The sequence below is a fragment of the Desulfovibrio sp. OH1186_COT-070 genome, from assembly GCF_003860215.1.
Classification (GTDB): Bacteria; Desulfobacterota; Desulfovibrionia; order Desulfovibrionales; family Desulfovibrionaceae; genus Desulfovibrio.
Map to the genome: position 1 here is coordinate 1 of NZ_RQYH01000040.1, position 20,411 is coordinate 20,411.

Annotated in this window: 23 protein-coding genes and 2 pseudogenes; 12 read left to right on the forward strand and 13 right to left on the reverse strand. The window is 59.5% G+C overall.

Annotated features, from left to right (window positions below):
* Window positions 1-83 precede the first annotated feature (83 nt).
* The 5 genes from EII23_RS10525 to EII23_RS10545 all read left to right on the forward strand — a co-directional run bounded on the left by EII23_RS10525 (window position 84) and on the right by EII23_RS10545 (window position 5,197).
* A complete protein-coding gene (locus EII23_RS10525) occupies window positions 84-1,070 on the forward strand; it encodes a PrpF domain-containing protein (protein ID WP_124793331.1) in 987 nt (328 codons plus the stop codon).
* 92 nt (window positions 1,071-1,162) lie between these two features.
* Window positions 1,163-1,918 carry an N-acyl homoserine lactonase family protein gene (locus EII23_RS10530; protein WP_124793332.1) on the forward strand — a complete coding sequence of 252 codons (756 nt, stop codon included), beginning with the start codon at window positions 1,163-1,165 and terminating at the stop codon, window positions 1,916-1,918.
* A 106-nt stretch (window positions 1,919-2,024) separates the two neighbouring features.
* Window positions 2,025-3,344 (forward strand): MFS transporter, encoded by a 1,320-nt coding sequence (locus tag EII23_RS10535; RefSeq protein ID WP_185702370.1) that lies wholly within the window; start codon window positions 2,025-2,027, stop codon window positions 3,342-3,344.
* 68 nt (window positions 3,345-3,412) lie between these two features.
* Window positions 3,413-4,675 (forward strand): 3-isopropylmalate dehydratase large subunit, encoded by a 1,263-nt coding sequence (locus EII23_RS10540; protein ID WP_124793334.1) that lies wholly within the window; start codon window positions 3,413-3,415, stop codon window positions 4,673-4,675.
* A gap of 12 nt (window positions 4,676-4,687) precedes the next feature.
* A complete protein-coding gene (locus EII23_RS10545) occupies window positions 4,688-5,197 on the forward strand; it encodes a 3-isopropylmalate dehydratase (protein WP_124793335.1) in 510 nt (169 codons plus the stop codon).
* A 201-nt stretch (window positions 5,198-5,398) separates the two neighbouring features.
* On the opposite strand, the pseudogene EII23_RS10550 reads toward EII23_RS10545, so the two are convergent.
* Both EII23_RS10550 and EII23_RS10555 read right to left on the reverse strand, forming a co-directional pair.
* Window positions 5,399-6,148 (reverse strand): annotated as a pseudogene (locus tag EII23_RS10550) (integrase core domain-containing protein).
* Between the two features lie 78 nt (window positions 6,149-6,226).
* Window positions 6,227-6,619, reverse strand: coding sequence for a hypothetical protein (locus EII23_RS10555; RefSeq protein ID WP_124793336.1), 393 nt, complete (start codon window positions 6,617-6,619; stop codon window positions 6,227-6,229).
* A gap of 280 nt (window positions 6,620-6,899) precedes the next feature.
* Between EII23_RS10555 and EII23_RS10560 the strand changes: the two genes are divergently transcribed.
* Window positions 6,900-7,556 (forward strand): flavodoxin family protein, encoded by a 657-nt coding sequence (locus EII23_RS10560; protein WP_124793337.1) that lies wholly within the window; start codon window positions 6,900-6,902, stop codon window positions 7,554-7,556.
* Between the two features lie 90 nt (window positions 7,557-7,646).
* Here the strand turns inward: EII23_RS10560 and EII23_RS10565 are convergent, their stop codons facing one another.
* The 8 genes from EII23_RS10565 to EII23_RS10600 form a co-directional block, all read right to left on the reverse strand.
* Window positions 7,647-8,225: a nitroreductase family protein gene (locus EII23_RS10565; protein ID WP_124793338.1), complete on the reverse strand. Its 579-nt coding sequence runs from the start codon at window positions 8,223-8,225 to the stop codon at window positions 7,647-7,649.
* Between the two features lie 19 nt (window positions 8,226-8,244).
* Entirely contained in the window at window positions 8,245-9,000 is a 756-nt protein-coding gene (locus EII23_RS10570; protein WP_124793339.1) for an adenosylcobinamide-GDP ribazoletransferase, read from the reverse strand.
* 15 nt (window positions 9,001-9,015) lie between these two features.
* On the reverse strand, window positions 9,016-9,657 hold the full coding sequence (locus tag EII23_RS10575) for a redox-sensing transcriptional repressor Rex (RefSeq protein ID WP_124793340.1): 642 nt from the start codon (window positions 9,655-9,657) through the stop codon (window positions 9,016-9,018).
* Between the two features lie 204 nt (window positions 9,658-9,861).
* Complete coding sequence (gene atpE, locus EII23_RS10580; RefSeq protein WP_124793341.1) at window positions 9,862-10,182, reverse strand: ATP synthase F0 subunit C; 321 nt, start codon at window positions 10,180-10,182, stop codon at window positions 9,862-9,864.
* 121 nt (window positions 10,183-10,303) lie between these two features.
* A complete protein-coding gene (gene atpB, locus EII23_RS10585; RefSeq protein WP_124793342.1) occupies window positions 10,304-11,008 on the reverse strand; it encodes a F0F1 ATP synthase subunit A in 705 nt (234 codons plus the stop codon).
* A gap of 130 nt (window positions 11,009-11,138) precedes the next feature.
* Window positions 11,139-11,549: a hypothetical protein gene (locus tag EII23_RS10590; RefSeq protein ID WP_185702371.1), complete on the reverse strand. Its 411-nt coding sequence runs from the start codon at window positions 11,547-11,549 to the stop codon at window positions 11,139-11,141.
* Window positions 11,533-11,859 carry an AtpZ/AtpI family protein gene (locus EII23_RS10595; RefSeq protein ID WP_124793344.1) on the reverse strand — a complete coding sequence of 109 codons (327 nt, stop codon included), beginning with the start codon at window positions 11,857-11,859 and terminating at the stop codon, window positions 11,533-11,535. The genes EII23_RS10590 and EII23_RS10595 overlap by 17 nt, the downstream gene beginning before the upstream one ends.
* Before the next feature lie 87 nt (window positions 11,860-11,946).
* Window positions 11,947-13,449: a class I SAM-dependent RNA methyltransferase gene (locus EII23_RS10600; protein WP_124793345.1), complete on the reverse strand. Its 1,503-nt coding sequence runs from the start codon at window positions 13,447-13,449 to the stop codon at window positions 11,947-11,949.
* Window positions 13,450-13,575: 126 nt separating this feature from the next.
* Here EII23_RS10600 and rplU point away from each other — a divergent pair, with 126 nt between their 5' ends.
* The 4 genes from rplU (at window position 13,576) to proB (ending at window position 16,693) form a co-directional block, all read left to right on the forward strand.
* Window positions 13,576-13,884: a 50S ribosomal protein L21 gene (rplU, locus tag EII23_RS10605; RefSeq protein WP_124793346.1), complete on the forward strand. Its 309-nt coding sequence runs from the start codon at window positions 13,576-13,578 to the stop codon at window positions 13,882-13,884.
* A 71-nt stretch (window positions 13,885-13,955) separates the two neighbouring features.
* A complete protein-coding gene (gene rpmA, locus EII23_RS10610; RefSeq protein WP_124793347.1) occupies window positions 13,956-14,225 on the forward strand; it encodes a 50S ribosomal protein L27 in 270 nt (89 codons plus the stop codon).
* Between the two features lie 113 nt (window positions 14,226-14,338).
* Window positions 14,339-15,436, forward strand: coding sequence for a GTPase ObgE (gene obgE, locus EII23_RS10615; protein WP_124793348.1), 1,098 nt, complete (start codon window positions 14,339-14,341; stop codon window positions 15,434-15,436).
* 36 nt (window positions 15,437-15,472) lie between these two features.
* Window positions 15,473-16,693: a glutamate 5-kinase gene (gene proB / locus EII23_RS10620; RefSeq protein WP_124793349.1), complete on the forward strand. Its 1,221-nt coding sequence runs from the start codon at window positions 15,473-15,475 to the stop codon at window positions 16,691-16,693.
* A 3-nt stretch (window positions 16,694-16,696) separates the two neighbouring features.
* Here the strand turns inward: proB and EII23_RS10625 are convergent, their stop codons facing one another.
* From EII23_RS10625 to EII23_RS10635, 3 genes are all read right to left on the reverse strand, one after another.
* On the reverse strand, window positions 16,697-17,383 hold the full coding sequence (locus tag EII23_RS10625; protein WP_124793350.1) for a DVU0298 family protein: 687 nt from the start codon (window positions 17,381-17,383) through the stop codon (window positions 16,697-16,699).
* A 13-nt stretch (window positions 17,384-17,396) separates the two neighbouring features.
* A complete protein-coding gene (locus EII23_RS10630) occupies window positions 17,397-18,260 on the reverse strand; it encodes an MBL fold metallo-hydrolase (RefSeq protein ID WP_124793351.1) in 864 nt (287 codons plus the stop codon).
* A gap of 102 nt (window positions 18,261-18,362) precedes the next feature.
* The gene (locus EII23_RS10635) at window positions 18,363-18,962 is read right to left on the reverse strand and encodes a rhodanese-like domain-containing protein (RefSeq protein WP_124793352.1); all 600 of its coding nucleotides are present in this window, start codon (window positions 18,960-18,962) and stop codon (window positions 18,363-18,365) included.
* A 190-nt stretch (window positions 18,963-19,152) separates the two neighbouring features.
* Here EII23_RS10635 and EII23_RS13455 point away from each other — a divergent pair, with 190 nt between their 5' ends.
* Together EII23_RS13455 and EII23_RS13590 are read left to right on the forward strand one after the other, a co-directional pair.
* Window positions 19,153-19,497, forward strand: coding sequence for a DUF4372 domain-containing protein (locus EII23_RS13455; RefSeq protein WP_260424689.1), 345 nt, complete (start codon window positions 19,153-19,155; stop codon window positions 19,495-19,497).
* An 18-nt stretch (window positions 19,498-19,515) separates the two neighbouring features.
* A pseudogene (locus tag EII23_RS13590) lies at window positions 19,516-20,301 on the forward strand (IS4 family transposase).
* Window positions 20,302-20,411: the final 110 nt, after the last annotated feature.

The following is a 20,411-nucleotide window of genomic DNA, read 5'->3' on the forward strand; positions in this document are numbered from 1 at the left end:
GCCCCATATGGGCATCGGTGGTATCACCCCGGCCATGAAACTGAAACGGGCGGCATAGGCTCTACTTTTGAGCACTACCACAAATGGGGAGATTACAAAGCAAGCTGGGCATCATTGGTCCCTCGTCCCGCCAGGACTGCGATGTGGACTATACCTTCGGCCAGGTAAGCTTTCAGACGGACATTATCGACTACAAGGGAAATTGCGGCAATATTTCCGCGGCGGTGGGAGGTTTTGCCATTGATGAAGGCATGGTCAGAGCCGTGGAGCCGGTGACCAGAGTACGCATCCACCTTACCAACAGCGGCAGCGTTCTTACGGCCGAGGTACCGGTGGTCAACGGCAAAGCGGCCGTATACGGTGACTTTGTCATTGACGGCTGCCCCGGAAGCGGCGCGCGCATTACCCTTGATTGGTCGGATGTGGCAGGCGGCATCACCGGCAACTTGCTGCCCACAGGAAACGTCAAGGATGTCCTGGGAGTAGATGGAAAACACTATCCCATATCCCTCGTGGACGCGGGTAATCCCCTAGTATTCATCCATGCTTCCAGCCTTTGCATGAGCGGTACTGAAAGCCCGGCCGAAATCGAAGGTAACGGGCCTCTCATGGCGATCATCGAAAAAATTCGCGGGCAGGCCGCCGTACTCTGCGGCCTTGTGGACAGGCCGGAGAATGCAGCGGCCCAAAGCCCCTACAATCCCTTCTTTGCCATTGTCAGCGAACGGGCGGCCTACACCGCAATCAACGGCAAACATATTGCCAGCGAAGACGTGGACATAGTCGCGCGGCTTCTGTTCATGCTCAAAATGCATAAGGCCTATCCCATTACGGGCACGGTGTGTACCGGGGCCGCCTGCCGCATCCCCGGAACCGTGGCATGGGAGGTTTTGAGCGAGCGGGGCAAGGCATCTGCAAACATCCTCATTGGCCATCCCAGTGGGGTCATTCCTGTTGAGGCTAAGGGCGACGTGAAGAACGGATCGCCCATTATTGAGCGTTTGGGGGTTTATCGCACAGCCCGCCGCATCATGGATGGGTATGTGTATGTGCGCAAAGACCTCTTTTAACCCATACGCCCCATACTAGGACTGCCATACAATGCGGTGTGTCAGACTTCGGTTGTTTTGCAACTTCCAATGAGCGTGTCAAGGAGGATACAATGGAAGAGTTCACCATACACCCTATCAAAACCGGAGAATTTCTTGCTGCGGAAAAATCTAACTTTACCTATCAGCAGGGGTGTGGCGAAAAATTTGTTTCTCCCATTATCATGTACTGCATCAAGGGGCGGGACAAGGTTATCCTTGTCGATACTGGCGGATCTGACGAAGCCTGGGCCGCTATACATCACCACGGTTTGCGCCGCACCCCGGACATGCATCCGTTGGAAGGTTTGCGCAAAATCGGCGTTGAGGCCAAGGATGTGGAGATCATCGTCAACACCCACCTTCACTGGGACCACTGCTTCAACAATGAACTGTTCCCCAACGCGCGCATCTACGTGCAGAAGAGGGAAATGGAATATGCCGTACATCCCTTGCCCGTTCATTGCGTTTATTACGAATCACATCAGGTTGGGCTCACCCCCCGGTGGATGCGCGCCTACCATCGCATTACGGTAGTAGAAGGAGATCATGACCTCATCCCCGGCGTCAAGCTTGTGACCTTGCCCGGGCACACCCCCGGCTTTCAGGGCGTGCTGGTCAACACATCCAGAGGGCGTGGTCTTGTGGCCAGTGACTGTCAGGCCCTGTTCGAAAATTGGGAGGGTAATGCCCAGTACGACCATATTCCTTCCGGCATCCACTACAGCCTAGAAGACTACTTCGCCACATTCAAAAAAATGGAGAAAATCTGCGACTTCATCTTGCCGGGACATGACCCAAAGGTATTCGACCAAGAAGTTTACCCCTGATAACCGTGAAAGTCCAAATCCATATCAGTGGAATTTGGCCGGATTGAGGCGATACACAACTCGGCGGATAGGGGGCTTCAGCACAAAACATCTATGGGGAAATAGCATGCAAAAGGTAACTGTTGACAGCATAATAGAAAAAATTCAGCTGAACAAAGTGCATTATTATATTGTTGTTACGGCGGCACTCGGATTCATGTTCGACTCCTTCGACACCTATATTGTGGCCTATGCCATGCCGTCAATCATCAAAGAATGGGCCATTACTCCCGTACAGAACGGTATGCTTACCTCGGCGGGGTTCTGGGGCATGTTTCTTGGTTCCATGATCCTAGGGCCGGTGGCTGACAGGTTTGGCCGGAAGCTGGGGTTTATCCTTACCATTATGGGATTTTCAGTGCTTACCGGCCTGACGGCCCTTTCCGGTGATGTATACCAGTTTGGTATCATTCGCTTTTTGACAGGCATGTTCCTGGGCGGCATGATTCCCATCAACACCGCAATGGTTTCGGAATATGTTTCCGCCAAGCACCGTGGAAGGTTCGCCGCTGTTCTTACAATTCTTTGGCCATTCGGCTTGTTGGCGGCTTCCTTGGCATCCCTCACGCTGGTCACCACCCATGGTTGGAGAGTGCTGTTCTATATTGGCGCTCTTCCCGCTATGCTGGCCATTGTCGTTGTATGGAAGGTGCCGGAATCACCCCGTTGGCTGAGTATTCGCGGGCGCACAAGGGACGTCGGGAAAGTATTGAAAAAGCTCGGAGCCCGTGATGAAGATCTGGTAGGCCTTGAGTCTGAAAAACTTGCAGAAAAAGTGCCTGTGACTGTGCTGCTGCACAAACAGTACATCAGACGCTTTATTCTCACTGGCGGCTATTACTTCTTCTCCTATTTCGGCTATTACGGCTTTGTACTCTGGCTGCCCACCATTCTGGCAACAGTGTACAATCTCGACTTGGCCCGCACCTTTACCTACACTCTGTATGTGGCAATTGCAGCTATTTTGGGCCGACTGACGGCTTTTTATACCATTGAAAAATTTGGCCGCAAGCAGCTCTTCTATGTCGGCTTCGGCATTGGCGGCGTGGCTGCCTTGGTGTTCGGGCAACTGCAGGATCCTTCCATGCTGGTCATCGGCGCTTGTGTACTCTCTTGGCTGTATGAGCAGGGCGTCGCCGGCACTGTGGTCTGGACTGCGGAACTGTATCCTTCGCAGGTGCGTGCCACCGCCACCTGCTGGTCTACGGGGCTCGGGCGCGTCAGTTCCGCCGTGGCTCCGGTGGTTTTTGGGTACTTCATGGCCAACGGCATGTATTATGCGATCTTTGTAACCATGGCCATTTCTTTCTGGATTGCCGTTGCTCTGGTATTTTTCCTCGGGATTGAAACCAAGGGCAAGACTTTGCAGGAAGTTGGCGCGGCTTAAACAGAGAAATGCGGTGCCACCCGGCTGAAGGCAAAGAGGGTGGCACCCTATTTTATAAGGATGCGAATATGGGAATGACCATAGCTGAAAAAATTCTAGCCGCAGCTTCCGGACGCCAAAGCGTCCGCCCCGGGGAAATAGTCATGGCCAGCGTCGATAAGGCCATGATGGACGATATCCTCGGGCCACGGGTAGAAATAGCTGACCGCATGGAAGAGTTGGGAGCAAAGGTATGGGATACGGAAAAGGTTGTTATAATTGCCGACCACTATACGCCCCCAGCCAACGCCAAACAGGCGGCCATCGTCAAGTTTACCCAGGAGTGGGCGCAGAATAACAATATCAAAAATTATTATGCCTTTGTCGGCCCCTGTCATCAGGTTATGGCCGAAAAAGGACATGTGTTGCCAGGCACCGTGGTGATGGGAACAGACTCCCATACCTGTATGGGCGGCGCTCTGGGAGCGTTTGCCAGTGGTATCGGCTCAACGGAAATGGTCGGCATACTGACCATGGGGCAAATCTGGCTACGGGTTCCAGAGACCATTCAGGTTCGGTGGGAAGGAGAATTGCCCAACAGCACCATGGCCAAGGACATGTCACTGTTCACTATAGGCCGCATCGGGCATGCAGGCGCCACATACAAGTGCGTCGAGTATACAGGAACGACCATTGCCGCCATGAGCATGGACGAGCGTTTTTGCCTCAGCAATATGGCCGTGGAAATGGGCGCCAAAGCGGCTCCCATTGCCACGGACGCCACCACCGAAACATTTTTGCGTGAATGCGGCGTCGCTGGCCCATTTCGCCAAATAAGCAGCGATGCGGAAGCCGTGTTCTGCGCCGTTCATAGCTTTAACGCGAACAGCCTTGAACCTATGCTTGCCTGTCCGCACGAGGTAGACAATGTGTGCGGGATACGTGAGGTAGAGCAACGCGCCATAGATCAGGTCTACATCGGTTCATGCACAGGTGGCCGGTACACGGATTTGGCCGCAGCCGCAAAATTGCTTCGAGGAAAAAAGGTACATAGCAAATGTCGATTGCTGGTATCGCCAGCCTCAAAAAGTATTTGGGAGCGAGCAGCCAGAGACGGAACCCTGCTTACGCTTTCCGAGGCAGGAGCGGTTATTCTCGCCCCTACCTGCGGCGTGTGCGTCGGACTGCATTCCGGAGTTCTCGCCGATGGGGAGGTCTGCGTTTCAACCACCAATAGAAATTTTATCGGTCGGCTGGGCAGTCGTAAGGCTGAAACCTATTTGGCTTCACCACTTACAGCGGCAGCCAGCGCTATTGCGGGCCGCCTTGCTGATCCGCGCGAACTTCTGTGAGGAGTATATATTATGTCCGACATACGAGAAGGACACTCTCTTGTTTATGGGGACAATATCAATACAGATATCATTTCGCCCCCTCAATATATGGAACTGTCTGTTGAAGAAGCCGCTCCTTACGCCATGAGCGGAGTGGATCCCGAATTTTCGCAAAAGGTAAAACCGGGCGACATTCTGGTGGGCGGGAAAAACTTTGGATCGGGTTCCAGCCGTGAACTGGCACCGTTGTCTTTGCGCTATCTCGGCATCGGCGCCATTGTGGCTGAGTTTTTTGCCAGGATATTTTATCGTAATGCCATCAATCTTGGTTTACCCGTGGTGGAATGCCGGGAAATTGGCAGGGTGAATGATGGCGACCTTTTGTCCATCAATTTCGTGGAAGGAACCATACAAAATAAAACCCGCAACGAAACTTATGAATGTTCCAAACTGCCTTCCCACATTTTAGCCCTCATCCGTGAGGGAGGGCTGATTGCCCATTTAAAAAAGCAAATGGAAAAAGCACACCTGACGACCTGAGGGGATATGGTCTTTCATAATGACATGTTCATATACTGCCCCCCCCACTGACAAGGCAGATTTGTTAGTGGGGGCAGTATAAACTGTCCACCTAAAAAATGAAAACGCTTTTGGCTATAACGCCGAGTATGTCAATATCCAATTAAAAACGAATATTGAAATTGTAGTCTCCCCATTTGTGGCAGGCTTCAAAAGTAGAGCCTATGCCGCCTGTTTCAGTTTCATGGCGGGGGTGATGCCACCGATGCCCATATTGGGCCGTTCATTGTTATAGGTCCAGAGCCAGGCTGTGGCAAACTCCTGTATTTCTTCCAATGCCCAAAAAGATACTGATTCAGCCAGTCATACCGCACGATTCGGTTATAGCGTTCGGCATAGCCGTTTTGCTGCGGTTTCCCCGGCTGAATGCACAGGATGCGAATTCTTCTTTTTTCAGCCCAAGACTGAAAAATGCCACTCATATATTCAGGACCATTATCGCAAGGAATCTCTTTGGGGCAGCTCCGCCATCCAATGATGTTCTCCAGAGCGCGGACTACCCTCTCCGACAGCAAGGAAAAATCAATCTCAATGCCGAGCCCTTCACGGGTAAAGTCGTCCAGGACGTTCAAGAGGCGGATACAACCTTGAAATCGGTCGTGCATAAACCCGGCTTCTTTGACAATCTCTGCACGCAGAGATTGTCCCACTGCTTTTTGCAAGTACTTCCTGCACGGCCTCAGTCTGTAACTGTGCATCCGCATGTATCTTTGTCAGGCGGGCGTTTTTTCTCTCCAACTCCTTCATCTGTGCCATCAGTGAGGCGTCCATGCCACCGTATTTTGTTCGCCACTTGTAGAAAGCTGCACTGCTCATCCCGTGCTGGTGGCAAAATTCCGTTACCGGCATACCATTTTCGGCCTGCTTCAAAATTGCCAGAATCTGGCTTTCTGTAACCCGTGATTTTTTCATGTAAAATCTCCCGCTTCATGAGTATGGGAAACTCTACTTTCAAAGGCTACTTTTTGGGGGAATTACAGGGCGCGGGCTTCAGTTCCCCAGTTCGTTGACGTACATGCCGATGCTCAATTCACCGTTTTCTTGAAACATTTCCACCATAAGAGTTTTTCCATCGCTTTTCCGGTCATAGCGCCACAGCGATTCAACAGCCCCCTGACGCCCGAGGTCAGAAAAACCCGCCTTTTTGAGCTGCTTCTTGTAGGATTCCATCAGGTCCGGCCCTGACACGGCATACACATAACTGGTTACCTCATAGCCCGGCTCCGGTTCTGTGGTGTATTTGTAGGGAGCCGGTGCGCCGTTGAGCATGGGCACGGGAAAATCCTTGTCCGGGAGGGAATACCGGGCAGATTCGGCAGCAAAGGCCGTGGCCGCAAGGGTCAGCAGGGCCAGGAAAAGGAATGCGGACAGCATTTTTTTCATGATATTTCTCCCTGTTTCGGATATGGACGAAAACGGTTCTGGCATTTGCGCGGTCGCCGCGTGCGGTAACCGTATTTTACGAAGGCGGGGCCGCAAAGATGCTCCGGGCGTTGCTCCGTTTCGCAGGCGCGCTTTTTGCTCCGTGGTGCAGAAGCTTGGCGAAAGGAGACGGGGCCGTTATCGTGAAGCCGTGTTCTGCCGCGCATTTTTTTCGGCAATCCTGCCACTGTCCACCATAGGGTATTCACACCCGCAAGGGAAGATGCGCAAGGAGATAACGATGGATATTTATGCTGTCAATGCAAGCCCCCGGAAAAAATGGAATACCGCCACATTGCTGCAACACGCTCTGGACGGCGCCAAGGCTGCGGGCGGCGATGCCGTGCGCACGGAATTGCTGCACCTGTACGAATACAGTTTCACGAGCTGTAAAAGCTGTTTTCACTGCAAGCGTCTGGGGGGCAAGCATTACGGAAAATGCGTCTTGCGCGATGATCTTGCGCCGCTGCTGGAAAAATTGTCCCAGGCCCATGCGGTCGTCTTTGGCTCGCCCATATACTTCGGCGAGGTGACCGGCATGCTGCGCTGTCTGGAGGAGCGCCTGCTCTTCCCGTACCTTGTCTACGCCCAGGACAGCCCCAGCCTTGCACCCAAAACGGTGCGGACGGCATTTGTCTACACCATGAACGTGCCTGCCGAAAGAATGCACGAAGTGGGCTATCCCGCCCGTCTGAACATGATGGAAGGCTATATGACCCGGATTTTTGGCCATACGCCGCAGGTTTTGTACGCCAACAATACTGTCCAGTTTTCCGACTACAGCAAATACAAGTGCGAAATGTTTTCCGGCGAAGCCAAGGCCCGCTACCGCGAGGAGCACTTCCCGCAGGACTGCCGCAAGGCCGAAGAACTGGGCGCTGCGCTGGTTGCGGGATAATTGCAGGGCGCGTCGGGGGGCATCGTCGCGCGCGGTCTTGCCGCCATTTTGGGCAAAATCAGGATGCGCCAAGCCTGCGCCGCGCAGCCCTCAATACCTGCCCGCGATCAGATCTTCCAGGGGGCGCTTGGGCACATGGTGCACGCCTTGGGCGTCCCGCCAGTACTGCACGCTGCCGTCAGCGGGCAGGGGAGCAACAACGCGTTTTTCCCTGGCCAGACCAAGGCCCAGCACCAGAGCCGCCTTCATGTCTGCGGGCACGCGCAGCAGCTCGGGCACGGCCTTGTGGTCAAAGCTGTAGATCATGCAGCAGCCCCAGCCCCGGCTGGCGGCGGCAAGCTGCATGCTCTGGGCTGCAATGCCCACGTCATAAAAAACCAGTTGCCCGGCATCGGCGGGAGCCAGAATCACAATAAAGCCCGTGGGCCTCTCCCCCTCGTGCGGGCCGCCCCAGTCCTTGAGGGCAGCGGCCCAGCGCGTGAGGGCAAACAGCTTTTGGCAGGCCGGGCCGTGCCCCACCAGCGCAAAGCGCAGGGATTGGGCATTTCTGGCCGAGGGCGCAAGCCGCGCACACTCCACAAGCCATTCCAGATCCGCCATGCTCAGAGGTTTTTCCTCCACAAAGCGGCGGCAGGTGCGGGCCTCTTCCATCAGCGCTTTGAAGTCCATATTCTTCTCCTGCGGGGGATCACAGGGTTCCCAGCAAAAACCAGAGCTGGCTCCACTGGATGCATGCCCCGAAAAAATCGCCGGAAAGGCCGCCGTGGCGGCGTGCCGTGCGGGCCAGGGATGCGAGCAGCATATACTGACCAAGCGCCAGAAGCAAGGCGCGCCACACGGGGAGCATGCCGAGGGCTGGCGGCAGAAGGGCCAGCAGAATGCCCAGCAGCACATGGGCGCGGGCCAGGCGGGGCGTGACGCCCGCGCAGGTCAGCCCGCCGAGGGAACTGGCCTCCCTGGCCGGAGCCATGCTCCCGAGCCACACCACGCTGGCGCGCGACCAGCAGGGGGCCAGCAGCACAAAAATCCAGCCGTCCGCCCCCATGTGCAGGGTCAGGGCCAGCATATGCCCGCTGAAGGTCAGCAGCAGGTGCAGGGCGCCAAACGCGCCCAAGCGGCTGTCGCGCAGTACGGCCCAGAAGGCCTCGCCCGTGGCGTTGCTGCCTGTGGCATCGCCAAGGTCTGCCACTCCGTCCCAGTGCAGGCCGCGCGTGGCCCAGATTTCCAGAATCAGCCAGAGCCAGGCCGCCAGAGCGGGCAGCGCCGTCGCGTGGCCCGCCCGGCACAAAAGCCATGCGGGCAGGGCAAACAGCGCGCCCAAAAGCAGGCCCGCCGGAGCGAACCAGGGCAGGAGAAGCGCAGGGGCAAAGGACTGCCGGGGCGGAGCCAGACGGCTCAAAAAAGCCAGCGCGCCGTGGAAGCGCTCAAGAGCTGCGCAGGGCATCGTCAGGGCAAGGCCTCAGCGGCCCGCCGACTGGTGAAAGGCCAGGGAGTAGAGGTGGTGAAAAAAGTCCACATACTCCACATCCACCCTTTCGGGCACCTTGATGCGGGCCGGAGCGAAATTGAGGATGGAGGTGATGCCCGCGTCCATCAGGTGCTGGGCGGCCCGCTGGGCGCGTTCGGGCGGGGTGGTGATGATGCCGATCTCGATGTTGAGGCTGTCCACCATGTCTTTGAGATCGCGGGTGCAGTGGACTTCAAGCCCGTGAATGATCTCGCCGATCTTGAAGGGATCGCAGTCGAAAATCCCCACAATATTGAAGCCCCGTGTGCGAAATTCGCCGTGGTTCAGGATGGCCTTGCCGAGGTTGCCCACGCCGATCAGCGCCATGCGCCATTCGCGGTCAACGCCCAGCGCCGAAGTGATGGAGGCAATGAGGGATTTGATATGGTAGCCCACGCCACGGATGCCGAACTCCCCGAAATAGGCCAGATCCTTGCGCACCTGCGAGCCGTTGACGCCGCAGGCTTCGGCCAGGGGATTGGAGGAGATGACTTCCACATTGTCTCTGGCAAAGCTTTCCAGAACCTGCACGTAGATGGCCAGACGCTGGATGGTCGCCCGGGGGATATGTTTGCTTTTGGGTTGGGTGGGCATGGGGTACGGGCCTTTGGCCAACGGCCGATGCGGTTTTGCCGGTAGCTGGTATTGCGCTGTTGCGGCGTATGTGAAGGAAAAACATACCCCGAAGCCGTAGAAAAAGCAAGATAGGGGCATTGTACGGCACAAAGCGTTGCGCAGAAATTGCGGGGGCCGGAGCGCATGCGCTCCGGCCCCCGTATATTGCAAGAAGATGCGGCCCTACGCGTAGGGGTTGGCGTACAGCAGGATGAAGCTGATGACCAGAGCGTAAATGGCCAGAGATTCGATGAAGGCAAAGGCCAGAATCATGGTACCGGTGATTTTGCCGCTGACGTCGGGATTGCGGGCAACGCCTTCGCAGGCTCCCTTGAGGCCCAGGCCCATGCCGATGCCGCAGCCAAAGGCGGCGATGCCGATGCCGAGAGCGGCGGCCAGGCAGGTATAGCCAAGGGCGGCGGAGTCCAGGCTGGCGGCAAACGCCATGCTGGCCATACCCAGCAGGGCCACGGTGTTCAGGGCGATCATCAGAAGTTTGCGCATGAGACACTCCTTGCACGGTTGTATTGTTGGGTCGCTATGACCATTCCCCCGGATGTTGCGTGGGCGGCGCGAAACCGCCCCTCTTGCTCCGCATGGCGCGGGCAGTCCTTTTTTCAGTGTTCTAGTGCTCGGGCGCTTCCAGCGCGCCCTTGATGTAAAACATGGTCAGCATGAAGAAAACAAAGGCCTGCATGGTCTTGCCCAGCAGGAACAGGGCATAGATGGGCAGGGTTCCGAGCAGGGGAGCCATGATGAAAAAGAGCACCATGACGATTTCCTCACCCCGGATGTTGCCGAAAAGACGCAGAGAGAGCGAAACCGGGCGCGAGAGGTGCGAGACCACTTCCAGCGGAAACATGAGCGGAATCAAGGCTTTGGAAGGCCCCGTGAAGTGGTGGACGTAGTGTGCTTTCCAGCGGGCAATGCCCACGGCATTGTAGAGCACAAGCACAAAGAGCGCCATGCAGACCGTGGTGTTGAGATTGGCCGTGGGCGCGTCGAATCCGGGCACCAGTCCCATGAGGTTCATGCCGAAGATATAGATGAACATGCCCGCCAGCAGGCCCACGAATTTGCGGCCGTTTTCGCCCATGGTGGAAACGATGAAGTTTTCGATGGTGTCCACCAGAGCCTCGAAGAAGTTCTGCAAACCTCCGGGCACCATGGTCAGCCGACGGCGCAAGAGCCAGGCCACCGCAAACAGAATGGCCATACAGACCCAGGAGTAGAAGACATGCTTGAATTCCATCGTCTGCCCGCCGATGGTGATTTCGTCCATGCCCATAAATGTGGAGAGCAATACCGGATGCGGCAAACCACCTGCCATGAGCCCTGCCTCCTGCTGATATGCGCCGGAGCGCGCGTTGCTGCCAAACCCCGCGGGCCAAGGCCCGCCGGAACCCTCCAGAAAATCCCTGCCCGATCCGTCCGCCGTGTCCGGCGGGAGCGTTGCCGCGCTACACGCCCGTCCGCAGGGCCAGCGCGTAGCTGATCAGGGCGCATGCCCCTGCGGCGGCCATGCCGCCCGCAACGGCCTGCGCGGGCGCGGCGCACTGGATGAGCGCCAGATACAGCGCCGCTGCCAGAACCGCGAGTCTTCCGAGCCAGCGCACAATCACGATGCGCAAAAAGGCCATGCTGTAGTCGCCCAAGCCCCGGCGCAGAAAAAAGCGCGCAAGCCCCCAAAATATCCAGGTCATGGCCGCCAGCCCGAAGCCGAACCAGAAAATCCACGGGGTGAAGGCAAAAACCAGTCCTCCGCCGAGCAGAAAGGCGGCTGTCAGCAAAATTTCGTTGCGCAGCAGCGTCCGGATGGCCGGGTGATCTATGCCGCGCCGCCAGAGCCAGGCGTCAAGGCTGTGGATCATGCTTTTCACTGCGCGTACGGCTCTCCATGCTCTGCTCCGCACCGGCGGGAACCCCGCGCCGGGCATCCCGCGCCGCCATTTTGCGGAGCAGGGCCTGCGTGTCGCGGTAGACGTTGAGAAAACCCGCGCCAATGCCGACAAACAGAAAAATCAGCTTGCACCACGGTCCGGTGCGCAGCCAGGAGTCCAGACCGTATCCGATGGCAAAGCCCACCAGCGGGCCGCTGACCAGATGCAGGCCGATAACGCCCGTGTTGGCCATGGCCTCAAGGCCGCTCTTCTGCTGCGAAAGAAAATCCCTGAACGACACGGAACCTCCGTGCGGGCGGCCGCGCCAGCGCGCGAGAAGCCCAACGTTGTGGAATTTATCACAGGCTCCGGAGCGGGTCAACCGCTTTTACGGGAAAAGCCTGCCCGGCTTTTTTGCCTGCCAGAGGCTGAGGCATTCCACATGCGGCGTGTGCGGAAAAAGATCCACCGCGGCCAGCGCCCGGAGGCAGAAATCCCGGCGCAGAAGGGCCGCATCCCGCGCAAGCGTCGCGGGATTGCAGGAAATATAGAGAATGCGCCGGGGGGCCAGCTTTTGCAGGGCATCGAAAACGCGCGGATCAAGACCGGCGCGGGGCGGGTCCAGCAAAACACTGTGCCATTGGCCCGGGCGCATGCCCTGTGCGTGCAGGAGCCGGGCGGCGTCTCCGGCCTGATAGCGGCAATGCCCGTGGCCCTGAAGGCGGGCGTTGTCGCGCGCCAGCAGCACGGCGCTCCGGTCCGCCTCAAGCCCGAGCAGGCGGGCATAATCCCCGGCCACCAGCAGGCCGGGAGCGCCCGCGCCACAGTACACGTCCAGCAGGCCGCGTGCGCCATCCTCCGGCATGTCGCCCCATGAGGGTGGCGGCAGAAGCTCGCCGCACAGCCGGGCCAGAATCTGGGCCGCGGCGGTATTGGTCTGAAAAAAGGACGCCGCGTCCAGGCCGAAAAGGCGGCCGCCCAGCGGCAGATGCAGCAGGGCCGCCTGCGGGTCTTCGTGCCCGTGGGCATTCAGCGTCAGGACGCGCTTCTGCCCCTGGGCCAGCGCATCGTCGCGTGCCCGTTCTTCATGAATGAAGGCCGCCAGACGCGGAAATTTTGCCAGCAGGTCGTGCCCCAGAGCGCGCACTGCGGCACGCTGTTCTGCGGAGCCGGGGCTTGTGATGCACGTGGCCCACCAGCGGGGGCTGCGCATGTTCCCGGCCAGCCCCCGCCGCAAAACCAGAAAACGCCAGAATCCTCCGCCCGCGCGGTTTGCCCCGCCTTCCCGCCGGGCCCTGGGCCTGTGGGCCGCAAAGCCGCAGGCACGGGCCCGTGCGCACGCGGCATCGACCATGTGCAGGGCATCCGGCGGCAGCAGGACACAGCCGGGCACGGGCACAACCCCGCGCCCGTTGCGGCGGCGCAGTCCCAGCAGCAGGCTGCCGGAGTCTTCATCCGCCTGGCCGAAGGCAAATTCCATCTTGTTGCGGCTCGCGGCAAGCGCGGGCGAGGGCAGCACCGCGGGCAGCATGTCTTCCAGCAGGGGCCGCCCGAAGCCGCCGATGCGCTCCAGGCTGTCCAGAGCGAGGGTGCGTTTCCAGCCGAGTTGGGCCGCATAGGGCATGGTCTGGAGGGGGCAGCCGCCGCACTGGTCATGGTGCGGGCAGAGCGGGGGCACGGCGTCAGGGGCCGGGCGGAGCAGGGTTTTTGCGCTGGCCTCCCAAAAACGGCCGCGGCGGCGCGTCAATTCGGCGCGAACCACCTGTCCGGGCAGGGCATGGGACACAAAGGCCACCATGCCGCGCTCTCCGGTTCCGTCATCGCCGGGCAGGCGGGCAATGCCGCGTCCGTCGTGGGCAAGGCCGGTGATTTCCAGCGTGAGGACATCCATAGGGTGGAGGCATAGCAGGCCCGGCGGGCTTTGCCAAGGAGGGGCGGCCGTGAAAGTGCGGAAAGACGCTTGACATTTGCTCCGGCCTGGGGCAAATATCTCTTTCTCTTTTTCGGAGGTTGAACAATGTACGCGATTATTGAGACCGGCGGCAAACAGTACCGCGTTGAAGAAGGTTCCAAAATTGTTGTGGACAGGATTTCGGCGCAGGTCGGCAGCGAAATTTCCCTGGACAGGGTGCTGATGATTGGCGGGGCGGACTGCAAGGTCGGTACGCCCTATCTTGCCGGAGCCGCCGTGGCCGCGGAAGTGGTGGATCACGGGCGCGGTCCCAAGATCAAGGTGTTCAAACGCTGGCGGCGCAACGATTCGCGCAAGCTGCGCGGCCACCGGCAGGACTGCAGCACCCTTCGCGTCAAGAATATCACCGGCTGATTCCCCTTTGCGGGCGGGGCGCTGCCCCGTATCGCCGGGACTGACCGGCATGTTTTTCAGGGAGGCACAGTATGGCTCACAAAAAGGCAGGCGGATCGTCACGCAACGGCCGCGACAGTGCAGGCCAACGGCGCGGCGTCAAGCGTTTCGGCGGTCAGAAGGTGGTGGCGGGCAACATCCTCGTCAGGCAGCTCGGAACCACCGTGTTCCCCGGCGACAACGTGGGCATGGGCAGGGATTTTACTCTCTTTGCCAAGATTGACGGCGTGGTGCGTTTTGAAAAGTTTTTCCGCAAGCGCAGCGTCAAGACGCGGGTGCATGTGGAGGCGGCCGCAAACTAGGCGGCCGCGTGGAATCTTTCTTTTGCGGGAAGGAGCCCCAGGGTTCCTTCCCTTTCGCTGTTTGGGGCGTTCCCGCGTGCGAACGCGCCCGACATCTGCGCCGGGGCGGGCATATGAAATTTGTTGACGAAGCCAGAATTCAGGTGCGCGCGGGCAAGGGCGGGCACGGATGCGTGTCTTTTCGGCGCGAAAAATTTGTTCCCCGTGGCGGGCCGGACGGCGGCAACGGCGGCAACGGCGGGTCGGTGCTGCTCAAGGCCGACAGCCGGCTGCTGTCGCTCTACGACTTCAGGCTCAAGCGTCTGTATGAGGCGGAGAATGGCCGCCCCGGCGAGGGCAGCCAGCGCGATGGCAGAAAGGGTGAGGACCTTGTGCTGCGCCTGCCTCTGGGTACGCTGGTGTTCTGTGACGGGCCGGACGGAGAGCGTCTGCTGGCCGATCTTGGTCAGCCGGATGTGGAGATTCTGGCGGCGCGGGGCGGACGGGGCGGCAAGGGCAACGAGCATTTCAAGTCCTCCACCATGCGCGCGCCGCGCTTTGCCCAGCCGGGCGAGCCGGGGGAGGAACTCAATCTGCGCCTGGAACTGAAAATTCTTGCGGACGCGGGCCTTCTGGGCCTGCCCAACGCGGGAAAGTCCACCTTCATTTCGCGCGTGTCCGCGGCGCGGCCCAGGATCGCGCCCTATCCCTTCACCACCCTCACGCCCAATCTGGGCGTGGTCATTGACGAGTGCGATCCTGACCGGCGCATGGTCGTGGCGGACATTCCCGGCCTGGTGGAAGGCGCGCACCAGGGGCAGGGACTCGGGCTGCGTTTTCTGCGGCATGTGGAGCGCACGCGCTTTCTGGTGCATATCCTGAGCGTGGAAGACATGAACGGTGATGACCCCTGGGCCGGCTTCCAGCTCATCAATGAAGAGTTGCGCCGCTTTGATCCGGAGCTGGCCCTGCGCCCGCAGATCGAGGTGGTCAACAAGATCGACCTTCTGCCGCCGGAAAAGCTGGAAGAACTGCGTGTCCGCGCACAGGCCGACGGGCGCGGAATATTTTTCATCTCCGCGCGGGACGGACTGGGGCTGGAGCCTTTGCTGGCGGAACTCTGGCGGCAGTGCGCCGCTGTGCGCAACCACGATCCGCTGCTGCATTTTGCCGCCCCGGAAACGCCTGAAGACAGGGATTTCCCCGATATTGAAGTAATTTATGCGGAATAGCTCGCAACAGGCAGGGCGCTTTTTGAGGAGCCGGACATGGTGAAAGCCCCGAAAGATTTGCAGCCGGAAGACTGGCGCAGGGAGCGTGCCGAAGCCCTGCTGCGTGCGCGGCTGGTGGTGGTCAAGGTGGGCAGCGCCGTTCTGGCCGATGCCCACGGTTTGAGCGACAGTGTGCTGCACAGTCTGGCGGCACAGTTGGCGCGCCTTGCGCTTGCGCCTTCTGACGGAGCGTTTTCGGGGCCGGAGGGCGCGGGGCCGCGCCGCCGCATTGTGCTGGTTTCTTCCGGGGCAGTGGCCGCCGGGCGCGCGCTTCTGGCCGGGCTTGGCCGCGCTCCGGAATGCACGGGCCTTGCCGCCCGGCAGGCGGCTGCGGCCGTGGGGCAGGGGCGTCTCATGCAGGCCTGGGACAAGGCTTTTCTCGCCCACGGCATGCCCACGGCCCAGGTGCTGCTCACGCGCGACGACCTGCGCTCCCGCCAGCGTTTTCTCAACGCGCGCAACACCTTTGCCGAGCTTTTGCACTGGGGGGTGCTGCCCGTTGTCAACGAGAACGACACGGTTTCTGTCAGCGAGCTCAAGTTTGGCGACAACGACTGCCTGGCCAGCCTGTTGGTCAATCTCATCGGCGCGGACCTTTTCGTCAACCTGACGTCTGCGCCGGGAGTGCTGGCCGCCGACCCCCGGCAGGAACCCGCCGCTCCGGTCATGGAATGCGTCCACGACGTGGCTTCTCTGGATCTGGGCCGCTTGTGCGGCGGCAAGACCTCCGTGGGCACGGGCGGCATGTATTCCAAACTGCTGGCCGCCCGCAGGGCCGCGCAGATCGGCGTGCCCACGCTTGTGCTGCCCGGCCGTGAGCCGGACATCCTGTCGCGGGCCTTTGCTTCTGCCGCCTGCGGCACCTGGGTGCGCCCCTGCGCACAGCCCATACCGCGCCGCAAATTCTGGCTGGCCTACCAGTCGGATCCGGCGGGCAGCGTGCATGTGGACGAAGGCGCTGCGCGGGCCCTGCTGCGCGACGGCGCGAGCCTGCTGCCCGGCGGCGTGCGCCTGGTGGAAGGTATTTTTCAGGAGGGTGCCCTGCTGCGCGTGCTGCACAAGGGGCAAAGCCTGGGGGTGGGCCTTTCCAACTACAGCGCGGCGGCCCTCAAAAAAATCGCAGGGCTCAAGCGCCATGAGGTGGCGGCCATTTTGGGGGATGCCCACTATCCCGAGGTCATCCACCGCGACAATCTGCTGCTGGACGCAGCGGTGTAAGGTCTAGTGCCGCTGCAGGGCCTGTTCGGCCAATCGGGCGCAGGAAATGCGCAGCAGATGTTCTCCGTCAAAAATTTCGCATTCCGGGGTGTCTCCGGCGGCGGCCAGCCTGCGCAGGGCGGGCGCGTCCATGATGTCGGGCGGCAGCTGCCCCAGCGCCCAGGCCGCCATGCCCCGGCATATTTCGTCCGTGTCTTCCAGCCCCCTGACGAGCCAGGGGCGGGCATGAAGGCAGAGGGCGGGGCGCTCCTGCGCCAGACGGCCCACGGCCCAGTAGCAGGAGCGGCGCAGGATGGCATGGTCGCAGTAATTGTCGTCGCGGTCCAGATCCATGATATAGCTGCACAGGACGCGGTGAAAATCCCTGGCCAGACTTTCGCTGGCCGCGAGAATTTCTGCAAAAGCCTCGGGGATGCCCCAGCCGATGTTTCCCGATTCCTCGTTCATGTGCCACATGAGGCGGCGCAGGATGTTGCGGGCGGCTTCCGGCGCGGTTTGGGCCAGCCGTGCCGCGGACGCGCCCAGAGCCACGGCCGCGCGGTGGCGGGTCAGAGGGTCCAGCAGCAGGAAGGAGAGCAGCGGGCCGATGCTCTCTGTCCCGTCGGCGGCAATGCTCTCCAGATGCGCGCGCCATTGGGGGGTGGCGAGCCAGTTTTTGTATCTCTGTTTGGCAACACGCATGCGGGCCATGTTTTTTCTCCGCCTACAGCGCGTTTACCGGAATTTTTACATAGCGGATGCCGTTGGTTGCCGTGCCGAAGGTTCCGGCGCGCATGTTGGCCTGCAATGAGGGCAGGAGCAGCGGGGGAACGTCTTTTCCCGTGTCGTCCGCCGTGCGCCGGGCCACAAAGGACTCCCTGTCAACAGTGAGGTTCAGGCGCACATTGTCCTTTTTCTGTTCGCCAACAGTGCTCATGCACAGGGGGCCGCGCGTGCCTTCGGGCGGATAGTCGTGCCCCACATAGATGCGGTATGCGTCGGGCAGGGCAAAGAGCGTGCGCGAGGAGGCATACGAATCCCCGGCGCTGCCGCCGGGAAAGTCGCAGCGCCCGGAGCCCACATCAGGCAGAAAAATGGCATCGCCCGCAAACACCGCATCGCCCACAATATAGCAGGTGTCCGCCGGAGTATGGCCGGGGGTGTGGATGATCCTGGCCTGAAGGTCGGCGATGGTGAATTTCTCGTCATCGGCGAACAGATGGTCAAATTCCTCGCCGGTGGTGTCCGCCCCGTTCTGGAAAAGGGGCGTCCATGTGGCAATGATTTCCCGCATGTGACAGCTCGCGGCGATTTTTCCTCCCAGTTTTTCCTTCAGGTAACTGGCGGCGGTGATGTGGTCGGCGTGGATATGGGTTTCCAGTATCCATTCCAGCGTCAGGTTTTTTTCGCGCACAAAGTCCGCAACAAGGTCCGCCGAGGCGGTGGACGTTTTGCCCGATGCCGCGTCATAGTCCAGAACACTGTCAATGACGGCGCACCGGCGTTGGGCATCGGTTTCGGACCAGACCACATAGGTCCAGGTGGCGGTGGCGGGGTCAAAGAATCCGCGTACGGAAGGGGCGGACATGGCAATCTCCTTTTTTCCGGTATGTTCCGATATATTCCGGCATATTGCGGTATGTTGCGCTACGGTGCTCTTGGGGCGGCAGAAAGGCCTGCGCAGAGCCGCCTACTGGCAGCCGCCGGCAGTCTTGCCGCCTCCCAGGGGGCAGGCGCCGCCGGTGCAGCCTTTCCGGTTCCACGGAGCGCGCATGAGCAGCAGCGCCATGCCGCACCAGTTGGTCAGGCCCGCAAAAACCAGGCCCGCGCCCACAAAGAGCGCGCCGAACAGAAAGCCCGGATGCGCCAGAATCCCCAGCAGCACACAGAGCGTGACAATGGCTCCGGCCACCAGCCGTACCTGCCGCTCGATGGAAGCAGGGGGGCCGCTGCTTTCCGTTTGGCCCGCAATGGGCCAGCCAGCTTCCTGACAGGCCGCAATGCCGCCTTCAATGATGCGCACGTTCTGAAAACCGGCTTCAAGAAATTTGTCTGCCGCACTCTGCGCTCTCCTGCCGCTGGCACAGAGGGTAAAAACAGGCGTGTCGGCCAGGATGCCGTTGCGCTGGGCAACGGCGGCGGGATCCAGCGCGTCCACCGGGGCCAGGGCCGTGGGCATGAGCAGGCGCTTTTGCGCGTATTCGGCAGGCGTGCGTACGTCCACAACAAGCGCGTGGCGCAGGTTTTTTCCACGCAGTTCCGCTGCGCTGACGGTTTGGGCGGAGGCCATGCTTTCTCCTTTCGGCAGAAATGCCGTGCTGGGCAGCCGCGCCTTTGGGGCTGCGCCGTTGGGGGACAGTGTTTGTCCGGCTTTTTGATCATTGCTGTCCGGCTAAGGCGTAAGAAAAAAGTCCAAAATTTTCGCGGGTTGTGGTATGAAGATGTTGCACAACCTCTTGCCACACAAGGGGATTTTGGACTTGAGTCACCATAACACACTCTTCTCCCAGACGCTATCGCTCATTCCCAGACATGTTTTCCAGAAGCTTGAACGCCGGCACAAAACCGGACGCTCCTCGCGCAAATTCGGCTTCAAGGAGCAGTTCACCGTCATGGCCTTCATCCAGCTTGCCGCAAGGCGTTCCATGCGTGATGGATTGCGTTGTCTGGCCGCAGCTGGAAGCCGCCTGTATCACTGGGGTCTGAAAAATGTTGCCCGCTCCACCTTTGCCGAGGCCAACAACTCCCGGCCTGTGGGCTTTTTCCAGGATCTGTTCGCCGAAATGTACGGCCTGTGCGCGGTAAAATCACCGAAACACAAGTAGTTCAGCTTCAAATCCAAACTGTTCAGCTTGGACGTCACCACCATCAAGCTTTGCCTGTCGCTTTTCCCCTGGGCCGCGTTCCGCCAGACAAAAGGCGGCATCAAAATGCACACCTTGCTGGACCATGACGGTCATATTCCGGCCTTTGTCGCCGTCACCGACGCCAGAACCCATGAAAGCCGCGCAGCCAAAGCGTTGGAGCTGCCCAAGGGCTCCATCGTGGTGTTCGACAAAGGTTTCATCAGCTATCCCTGGTTCCGGACTCTCGGCGCAAAAGGCATCTTTTTCGTGACCTGACTCAAGCGCAACGCCGTGTACAAACTTCTGGAGCGCCGCCCGGTGAACCGCAAAACCGGCGTCACATCCGACCACATTATCGAGGTCGTCAGCGGGAAAACGTCCCTGCGCCTGCGGCGTATCGGTTACCGGGACCCGGAAAGCGGCAAACGCCATGAATTTCTGACCAATCACTTCCGGTTGAGCCCCAAAACCATCGCCGACATCTACAAAGAGCGCTGGAAAATCGAACTCTTTTTCAAGGAAATCAAACAAAATTTGCGCATCAAGAGCTTTGTCGGAAACTCGGAAAACGCGGTTTTGATCCAGATCTACACTGCCCTGACGGTGTATCTGCTCCTTGCGTACCAGAAATTCCTCAGCCGCCCCGGGCTGTCCGTGCAGCAGCTTTTCCAACTCATCCAGCTCAACCTGCTCGGTGCCGCTCCTTTGGAAGAACTCCTGAATCCGCGACGACGAAAAAATGAAAATTCCTACAACCTCAGCCTGTTAGATTGGGTGGCTTAGCCGGACAGCAATTGTAATCCCCCCCAAAAATGGTAGCGTTTGAAAGTAGAATTTCCCATACTCATGAAGCGGGAGATTTTACATGAAAAAATCACGGTTTACAGACAGCC

Bases quoted from the DNA above. Each gene is read 5' to 3' on its own strand.
- EII23_RS10545 (WP_124793335.1), top strand. From the start codon at position 4,688: ATGTCCGACATACGAGAAGGACACTCTCTTGTTTATGGGGACAATATC.
- atpB (WP_124793342.1), bottom strand. From the start codon at position 11,008: ATGGCAGGTGGTTTGCCGCATCCGGTATTGCTCTCCACATTTATGGGC.
- rplU (WP_124793346.1), top strand. From the start codon at position 13,576: ATGTACGCGATTATTGAGACCGGCGGCAAACAGTACCGCGTTGAAGAA.
- EII23_RS10560 (WP_124793337.1), top strand. From the start codon at position 6,900: ATGGATATTTATGCTGTCAATGCAAGCCCCCGGAAAAAATGGAATACC.
- EII23_RS10530 (WP_124793332.1), top strand. From the start codon at position 1,163: ATGGAAGAGTTCACCATACACCCTATCAAAACCGGAGAATTTCTTGCT.
- EII23_RS10630 (WP_124793351.1), bottom strand. From the start codon at position 18,260: ATGTCCGCCCCTTCCGTACGCGGATTCTTTGACCCCGCCACCGCCACC.
- EII23_RS10565 (WP_124793338.1), bottom strand. From the start codon at position 8,225: ATGGACTTCAAAGCGCTGATGGAAGAGGCCCGCACCTGCCGCCGCTTT.
- obgE (WP_124793348.1), top strand. From the start codon at position 14,339: ATGAAATTTGTTGACGAAGCCAGAATTCAGGTGCGCGCGGGCAAGGGC.
- EII23_RS10555 (WP_124793336.1), bottom strand. From the start codon at position 6,619: ATGAAAAAAATGCTGTCCGCATTCCTTTTCCTGGCCCTGCTGACCCTT.
- EII23_RS10570 (WP_124793339.1), bottom strand. From the start codon at position 9,000: ATGCCCTGCGCAGCTCTTGAGCGCTTCCACGGCGCGCTGGCTTTTTTG.
- EII23_RS10575 (WP_124793340.1), bottom strand. From the start codon at position 9,657: ATGCCCACCCAACCCAAAAGCAAACATATCCCCCGGGCGACCATCCAG.
- proB (WP_124793349.1), top strand. From the start codon at position 15,473: ATGGTGAAAGCCCCGAAAGATTTGCAGCCGGAAGACTGGCGCAGGGAG.
- EII23_RS10540 (WP_124793334.1), top strand. From the start codon at position 3,413: ATGGGAATGACCATAGCTGAAAAAATTCTAGCCGCAGCTTCCGGACGC.
- EII23_RS10590 (WP_185702371.1), bottom strand. From the start codon at position 11,549: ATGATCCACAGCCTTGACGCCTGGCTCTGGCGGCGCGGCATAGATCAC.
- EII23_RS10535 (WP_185702370.1), top strand. From the start codon at position 2,025: ATGCAAAAGGTAACTGTTGACAGCATAATAGAAAAAATTCAGCTGAAC.
- EII23_RS10635 (WP_124793352.1), bottom strand. From the start codon at position 18,962: ATGGCCTCCGCCCAAACCGTCAGCGCAGCGGAACTGCGTGGAAAAAAC.
- EII23_RS10625 (WP_124793350.1), bottom strand. From the start codon at position 17,383: ATGGCCCGCATGCGTGTTGCCAAACAGAGATACAAAAACTGGCTCGCC.
- EII23_RS10525 (WP_124793331.1), top strand. From the start codon at position 84: ATGGGGAGATTACAAAGCAAGCTGGGCATCATTGGTCCCTCGTCCCGC.
- EII23_RS10600 (WP_124793345.1), bottom strand. From the start codon at position 13,449: ATGGATGTCCTCACGCTGGAAATCACCGGCCTTGCCCACGACGGACGC.
- rpmA (WP_124793347.1), top strand. From the start codon at position 13,956: ATGGCTCACAAAAAGGCAGGCGGATCGTCACGCAACGGCCGCGACAGT.
- atpE (WP_124793341.1), bottom strand. From the start codon at position 10,182: ATGCGCAAACTTCTGATGATCGCCCTGAACACCGTGGCCCTGCTGGGT.